Here is a 6,837-nt window from a genome sequence, read left to right on the forward strand (position 1 = left end):
TCGTGGCTGACTTTCTGTGGCCGAGCTTGAAGGTGCGACGGAGATCAGGCGACCAGCGACGGTGGCGCGAGCGTCCGCGCTCGGTCGTACAAGTCGAGCGCCGTCGCGCTCTTCAGATGAGGGCGCAAGAGACCGAACATCGCCTTCACGCGTTCGTCGGCACGGCCGGACTGCACCTTGGGGTAGTCGTCGAGGGCCTGGTGCCAGGTGGCACACGCCGCTTCCAGATGGCCGAGCTCCAACTGCCGCTCTGCCAACAGGCCACGACGGTGTACTCGTGTGCGCTGGTACACGCTGGGGCGGAGCCGGTCCGCTTGTTGCATGGCTTCGACGGCTCCTGCCTTGTCACCGAGTTCGTAACGCACCTGGCTGACGTGGTAGTTGAGCGAAGAGGGGTCATACGAGCCGAACGCCTTGCCGCGTGACTCAGCACGGTCCATGGCAGCCTCGGCCTCCCGGATGTAGCGCAGCGCACCCGTACGGTCGCCGGTCTGCGCGGCGGCGTGCGCCTGCTGGCCGACGAGGAAGGCCAGCATCCGAGGACCGGCCTTCGGGGAGGCGGCGGCAGCGGCGTCGGCCAGCTCCATGGCCTTCGCCCCGTGGCGGAGGTCAACTGCCTGGACGCTCATGCCCCGCAGGGTGGTGCAGTACGTCAGATGGTCCTCGGCCGCGCCCGCCAGCTCCAGAGCCTTGACGTAGTAGCGCTGCGCGAGACCGTGCAGACCTTCGTCCACGGCCATGTAGCCGGTCAGGTACAGCAGGTCCGAGGCGGCGGACAGCATCGCCTTTCGTACGTCCTCGGGTGCGTCGGCGCGCAGGTAGGAGGCCACGGTGTTGACCATGAACGAGGCCGCCATGGGGCGTGCGTGACGGCCACCGAACTCGTCGTCCAGCTCCGAAACACGCTCGGTCATGGCGATGACCATGTCCACTTCGTTCATGCCGATGCGGCTCGTGCGGCCGGACTGAATGGCATCGGCACGCCCGACTACATCAGGCCAGCCGGGAATGGTGACGGCCACGGAGAACAGGCCGGCACCCAGGACGCTGCGGCGGGACGGGTCCATATCCAGCCTCCCCAGGTCGATCACTCCTTCCACGGTATCCGCAGCCGCGGGGGAGCGATCGCGTGGAACGGGCAGCCCGGCCTCGGCATGGGTGACGGGGCGGCCGAGGCGGCGGGAGAGAGCTTCGAGGATGCATCCGCGCACCGCACCCCGAGGTACGGTGCCGCCCAGCCAGTGGCTCACCGCCGACTCGTCGTAGCGCAGAGGGATTCCGGTCTCCGTACCGACGCGGTTCACCGCCCGCGCGAACTGGCGGTGAGTCCAACGGCTCTCGGAGAGCATGCGCCCGAGCGCCGCGTTCGGTTCACGCTTAGCCATGCCCTCAACTCCCCGTGCCCTTGCGAACTTTCAGGGCTTTCAAGTCCTGACGCTGCGGCAACGGTACCGCTGAGCGTGGTCGTGCGGTTGCGTAGAGGCAGCAGGGAACGGCGAGTCCTCGCCGCAGCCGTCGTCTGAGGGGCTGAGGGATGAGAAGCGAAGCGCGGGCCCGCCTGGCCCGTATGACCGAGGAGCGGGGCATGGACGGAGTGTTGAGGATCGACACCTACGAGGGCGCGGACCTGCCGCCGGGTTCGAATCGATTCTCGCCGTGTCTCTGCCCGCAGCACCGCAGTGTCACGCCTGAGGACGGGGCAGCGAGGCTGAGCGCCGCAGTACGCGAGGTCAACGAGCGCAGCCGTGGAGAGCGGCTGTGAATCGGTTGGCCGCAGTCGTCGGCCGCTACGCCGGACCGCTCCTGATCATCACCATCTCGGGATCGGTCGGTTTCGTCCTGGGCGTCGCCGCCGCATCCACCCCCGCCTGACTCCTCCCCGTCACGTATCCAGGCTCCCCACCTGTGATGAGGGAGGGCCCGCCGTCGGAAGCGGTGGGCACCCCGTCCGGCTGCCTTCTTCGCAAGGGTCCGGCAGCCGGACGGGTCCAACTCCGCAGCATCCGCCGCGGAGTCCACTGAAAACCGTAAGGGAGAAAACGATGAACGTGGACGAGCTGTTCACCGGCGACCTGATCATCGGAGTCCCGGCCGTCGAGGCCGCGCTGCTCGACAAGATGCCGGGCGGTGGCGACAACAACGGCGACCACTGCAGCAAGTGATCCAGGGCTGACGCCAGGCGGCGCGGGGCCGTACGCGGCCCCGCCCCGCCGCACGACATCGGAAAGGGACGACATGCTGTCGATGCGTCTGCGCCTGGCCGATCTCCAGGCGCCCAAGTGGAGATCACAGGGCGGCCGTTGGATCAACGGCGAGAGCTGGATCGAGCCCGCGAACGTGTCCACTCTCGTCATGGAGGTCAACGACGACCAAGTGCCGCGCGTACGGGTCCGCGTGAAGGAGTGCAAGCGGGACGACGCCGACTTCGTCGAACTCACCATGGAGCCCGGACAGGCCCGCCTGGCAGCGGGTGTCTTCGGTACAGCCCCGCTCTATCTGACAAAGAAGGCCGGCGAACTGCACGCTTCGTGGGACCTGACACTGCTGCGACCGCATCTGCGGGCCGACCGTCTGGTGGCGCGTGTCGTCGCCCGCACGCTGACGAGGCAGCACCGCTACACGTCCGAGACGCTCTTCCAAGGCGTCTACCGCATCACCGAACGGGCAGCGGCCACGTTCACCCCTTCGGGACTCAGCATCCACTACCCCGACCCCGCCGAACACGTACTTGAGCCACGTACGCTGCGGCCCGGCGTTGATCCCCTCGTGACTCTGGACGAATTGCTGACCGACGTGATCCGCCAGGCGCCGACGGCAACCGGATGCGTAGGCGTCGAATTGTCCGGCGGCGCGGACTCCGGGAACGTCGCCCTGGCCGTGAAGGCCGCCCGCTTCCCCGATGTGTACAGCTTCGGCCTGCTGGCGGGAGGAAGCACTGGCAGGCAACAGGACGAGCGGCGCCGAGCCCTTGTGGAGCACTGCGGCTTCCGGGACACGGCCACTCCCGCCATGCAGCACCCACCCTTCTGCGCTGGAGGCGTACGCGCTCTGCGTAAGCCGCACGACCCGGCGGGAGCCTTCTACCAGGAGGCGTTCGACGTTGTGCGCGAGCAGGCAGCCGCCCGGCGGTGCGAGGTCATGTTCACCGGCAGCGGCGGCGACGAGATCAACGCCCACCACTCCAGGACACAGGCCGAACTGCCGACGCCGAAACCCGTGCCGTGGCTCGGCGACAAAGCAGTTCGAGCGCTGGCTGAAGTCAACGAGCACTTGGCTCCCATCCCGGTACTGCCCGTACCGACCCTGATGGCGTTCGGGATGCACAACCCCGGCTTCCTCCGGGCCGGAATCTGGCCAGTGAGCCCGCTCGCGCATCCGCGGATCGTGCGGTTCATGGAGCAGCTACCGCACGAGCACAAGCGCGGCAAGGCGCTGTTCCGCGAGCAGATCCGGCGGGCCGGGCTGCCTGAGTGGGTGGCTGCGCCGGCCGAACCGGAGAACTTCCTGGCCGTTCTGGAGAAGGGACTGCGGTCGTACGGGCTGCCCGTTCTGGACGACATGCTGAAGGAGTCCATCCTGGTGGACCTCGGCTACGTTGACGGCAAGGCTCTCGCCAAGGCACGGAGGAACGCCGACTCCGCGCCGGTCGTCCCCGACCTGCTGTGCGATGTGCTCGCCTTGGAGGTCGGACTGCGAAGCCTCATGTGAACAGCCCCGACACGAAAGCCGAGCACGTGGAAGCCACCAACCTGCTGTATCGCGATCCGGCACTCTACGACGTGGTCCAGTCCGACAGCACGAGCGCCGGAATGTGCCAGACCCTGATCGATCTGCACCAGCCGGACGCCCGGAACCTGGTCGACTTCGGATGCGGTACCGGACGCGACCTGGAGATCCTCGCCAAGCGATACGAGTGCATCGGTGTTGACCTCCAGGCCGGCATGGTCGACTACGCCCACCAGGCCCGGCCGGAACTGGACATCCGCACCGGCGACATGCGCACCGCACGACTCGGCACGCGCATGGACGTGGTGACCTGCATGGGCAACAGCCTCGCCTACGTCCACGACAACAACGACATCAGCCAGGTCTTCGCCACCTTCGCCGCCCACGCCCAGCCGGCAGCGCTGCTCGTGCTGTGTTCCCCCGTCGCCCCGATCACCCGGACCGAGCCGACCACCGCCACGGTCGACACCCCGATGGGACCCGCGACCGTCACCATTCGCCACACGTGGGACCTGCGGACCCAGATCAACACCATGCACCGGCAATGGGCGCTCCCCTCCGGCGACGAGGCCCGAGACGAGATCCGCAGGCGCGTCCTGTTCCCCCGCGAACTGGAACGCTACGCGGAGGGCGCCGGCTTTGAGGTCCTGGACATGCACGACGGCACAGGGACAGGGCTTACCGGCCCAACGGCGTACACGGTGGCACGACAAACGCCGCGGTGACCGGCAGGCCGAGGAATGGCACCAGTGCCAGCCGTCCGACTTCTGACGGCAGTAGTGACGGCAACACCCACGGATTCCCCTGCACAACCACGGACACCAGCGGAACGCAAATCACGCGCTGACCTGCGAATAAGCAGGTAGAGGGGCGCCGCGTAGCACACGTACTATGTGCTGGCAGGCGAGACGCCGGTCCTGGTTCACAATGCGAATTGCGCGCCCGGGACGCTGCCCGGAACAAAATTCGACGTGCCGACCGAGCCGGGTATCTACACCATTCACCTGAATGACGGGACGAAGTACGTAGGAAGCTCCACCACAAGCATCAGGGAGCGCGTTAATAAATCGATGCGGTCCAAGCATGCGGTACGCAAGGCCGGATATACAGCAGACGACGTGGTCAACGTCACGTACTTCACTCTGCCGCGCGGTACAGATGGGGTAGCGATTCGCCGCATGGAACAGACAATGATGGAAGGGGTAAAGGAGAGAGGCTGGACTCTCTTGAACCGGAGAGATCCAGAGATTCAAGTCCCATTCGGCGGGTACCTGCCGTAAGTCTCGACGGGAGTTTGTGATGGGAACCTGGGGATCAGGCCCGCTCGACAGCGACACGGCTGAGGACTACCTCGATGAGCTGGAAGAACAGTCTGTATCGCAGCGGCTGACAGTCGTCGAGAAAACCTTCCGTTCTGCCATCGGGGCGGGGGGTGGGTCCAATTCCTCTGTGCTGCCTGAGGAAGTAATGGCTGCTGCCGCTGTGGTTGCGGCCAATATTCCGGCCGGGCGCGCATTGGCCTGGAACGAGGAATACCCGAGCATTACGGAATGGCTGGCGAAGCCGATTACGCCTGCCCTCGCCTCGTCTGCGATTCAGGCGCTGGAAGTGACATTGCCTGCAGACGGCTGGTTCTGGAGGAGCTGGGTTGACGCTGGCGAGAGGGAAGAGGCTCAGGCTGCAATCGACAGTTTGAGATCTGTACTGCGCCCGGTCAGCGAAGGCGAATCTACGTAGTCCGCTGGCCGATATCGACCTGAGGGTCGGCTGCATGCGAGGAGCCCCACCGAAGCGGGATTCGGTGGGGCTCCTCAGCGGTTTGACGGCAACGCTGACGGCAACGTCAGCGCACGACAACTGCGACGGGTGGGTCGCCGGGGTCGTCGTCCTGGCCGCTGAGGGCGTTGCCGAGGGTGTCGATGGCTTGGCGTTGGAGACGGAGCCTCACGTGGGCGTAGACGCCGGCGGTGACGCCGATGTGGGCGTGGCCCAACAGCTCCTTGATGACGACGAGGTCGACGCCCTGTTCCAGGAGTAGGGTCGCGGTCGAATGCCGTAGGCCGTGGGTGCGCCGTGAGGCGCAGTGGTTCGAGTGGAGGTGAGAGACCTTCACCGCTGATCTCGTCGCAGCGGGACGGTGGAGCTGAGGGCAGCCTGATCCGGGTGGTGCCGGGGAGGGTGGGAGCAGCCCTGACAACGCCGGGACGTGCCAGTGCTGCCAGATGGTGCGGGTCCGGCTAGCGGGACGGAGAGGAGTACGCGAGGAACCGGCGTGTGACATCCCCTTGATTAGGCACCGGCTCGAACCTGGTGGATCTGGGCCGGGAGCGGTGCGCACCCGTCGAGTGTGTGGGCGGGGAACTCCTGAGGCGGTGGGCATGAGCTGCCAGGGAGGCTGCGAGGAAGGTCTGCGGCGTACTCGCAGCGATGCCGCAGGGGCATAGTCGGGCTCCTACTTCGACGAGCGAATCACTGTGAACACGGGAACCGTCCCGGGTCTGCCCGGTGCCCGCGCGTCCAGCGTGGGGTTCGGGGCTGGGCTCACCGACCGCCGATCGGCTTGGGGCGGGGCGGAGCCGCCGTAGTACTCCGAGCCGGGGAAAGCCCGCGCGCATGGGGAAGGGCGGCAGCGGTTTCGAGAAGGACTGGAGACTGTAATGCCGGAAGACGCACCGCCGAATGGCGGCGCTCCGCGTCCGGGACCTGCCGGGTCGTGGTCGAGGGTATCGGGGATGCAGACCAAGCTTCACCGTTGGGCGGCGGCCGATCCGGGCCGCCGGTTCGATGACTTGTTCAACTTCGTGTATGACCCGGCCACGCTGGTCATGGCGTTCGACCGGGTCGCGGGCAACCAGGGGGCCAACACTCCCGGTGTCGACGGCCTGACGGTCGTCGGGGTCGAGGAGTGGATCGGGGTCCCTGGCTTCCTGGACGACCTGCGGACCGCTCTGAAGGACGGTTCGTTTCGGCCGCTGCCGGTGCGGGAGAGGAAGATTCCCAAGCCGGGCGGGTCGGGAAAGGTCCGCAAGCTCGGCATTCCCGCGCTTGCCGACCGGGTCGTCCAGGCGGCGCTGAAACTGGTGCTGGAACCCATCTTCGAGGCCGACTTCG

General features: G+C 66.8%; 5 protein-coding genes and 2 pseudogenes. 5 read left to right on the top strand and 2 right to left on the bottom strand.

The genetic code is table 11. From position 1 onward, the window contains the following. Positions 1 to 44: 44 nt before the first annotated feature. The gene (locus ACFSL4_RS08355) at positions 45 to 1,385 is read right to left on the bottom strand and encodes a tetratricopeptide repeat protein (protein WP_381080130.1); all 1,341 of its coding nucleotides are present in this window, start codon (positions 1,383 to 1,385) and stop codon (positions 45 to 47) included. A gap of 149 nt (positions 1,386 to 1,534) precedes the next feature. On the opposite strand from ACFSL4_RS08355, the gene ACFSL4_RS08360 reads away from it, so the two are divergent. From ACFSL4_RS08360 to ACFSL4_RS08375, 4 genes are all read left to right on the top strand, one after another. Next, the gene (locus ACFSL4_RS08360; protein ID WP_381080132.1) at positions 1,535 to 1,762 is read left to right on the top strand and encodes a hypothetical protein; all 228 of its coding nucleotides are present in this window, start codon (positions 1,535 to 1,537) and stop codon (positions 1,760 to 1,762) included. Between the two features lie 473 nt (positions 1,763 to 2,235). After that, positions 2,236 to 3,708, top strand: a complete 1,473-nt coding sequence (locus tag ACFSL4_RS08365) for an asparagine synthase-related protein (protein WP_381080134.1) — start codon at positions 2,236 to 2,238, stop codon at positions 3,706 to 3,708. A gap of 26 nt (positions 3,709 to 3,734) precedes the next feature. After that, positions 3,735 to 4,451, top strand: a complete 717-nt coding sequence (locus ACFSL4_RS08370; RefSeq protein ID WP_381080152.1) for a class I SAM-dependent methyltransferase — start codon at positions 3,735 to 3,737, stop codon at positions 4,449 to 4,451. 574 nt (positions 4,452 to 5,025) lie between these two features. Continuing rightward, on the top strand, positions 5,026 to 5,463 hold the full coding sequence (locus ACFSL4_RS08375; RefSeq protein ID WP_381080136.1) for a DUF4259 domain-containing protein: 438 nt from the start codon (positions 5,026 to 5,028) through the stop codon (positions 5,461 to 5,463). Between the two features lie 106 nt (positions 5,464 to 5,569). Here the strand turns inward: ACFSL4_RS08375 and ACFSL4_RS08380 are convergent. Next, a pseudogene (locus tag ACFSL4_RS08380) lies at positions 5,570 to 5,797 on the bottom strand (tyrosine-type recombinase/integrase); the annotation flags it as partial. Positions 5,798 to 6,458: 661 nt separating this feature from the next. On the opposite strand from ACFSL4_RS08380, the pseudogene ACFSL4_RS08385 reads away from it, so the two are divergent. Next, positions 6,459 to 6,837 (top strand): annotated as a pseudogene (locus tag ACFSL4_RS08385) (group II intron reverse transcriptase/maturase); the annotation flags it as partial.

Origin of the sequence: Streptomyces caeni (genome assembly GCF_042678285.1) — a bacterium.
In the GTDB taxonomy this organism is placed as follows: domain Bacteria; phylum Actinomycetota; class Actinomycetes; order Streptomycetales; family Streptomycetaceae; genus Streptomyces; species Streptomyces caeni.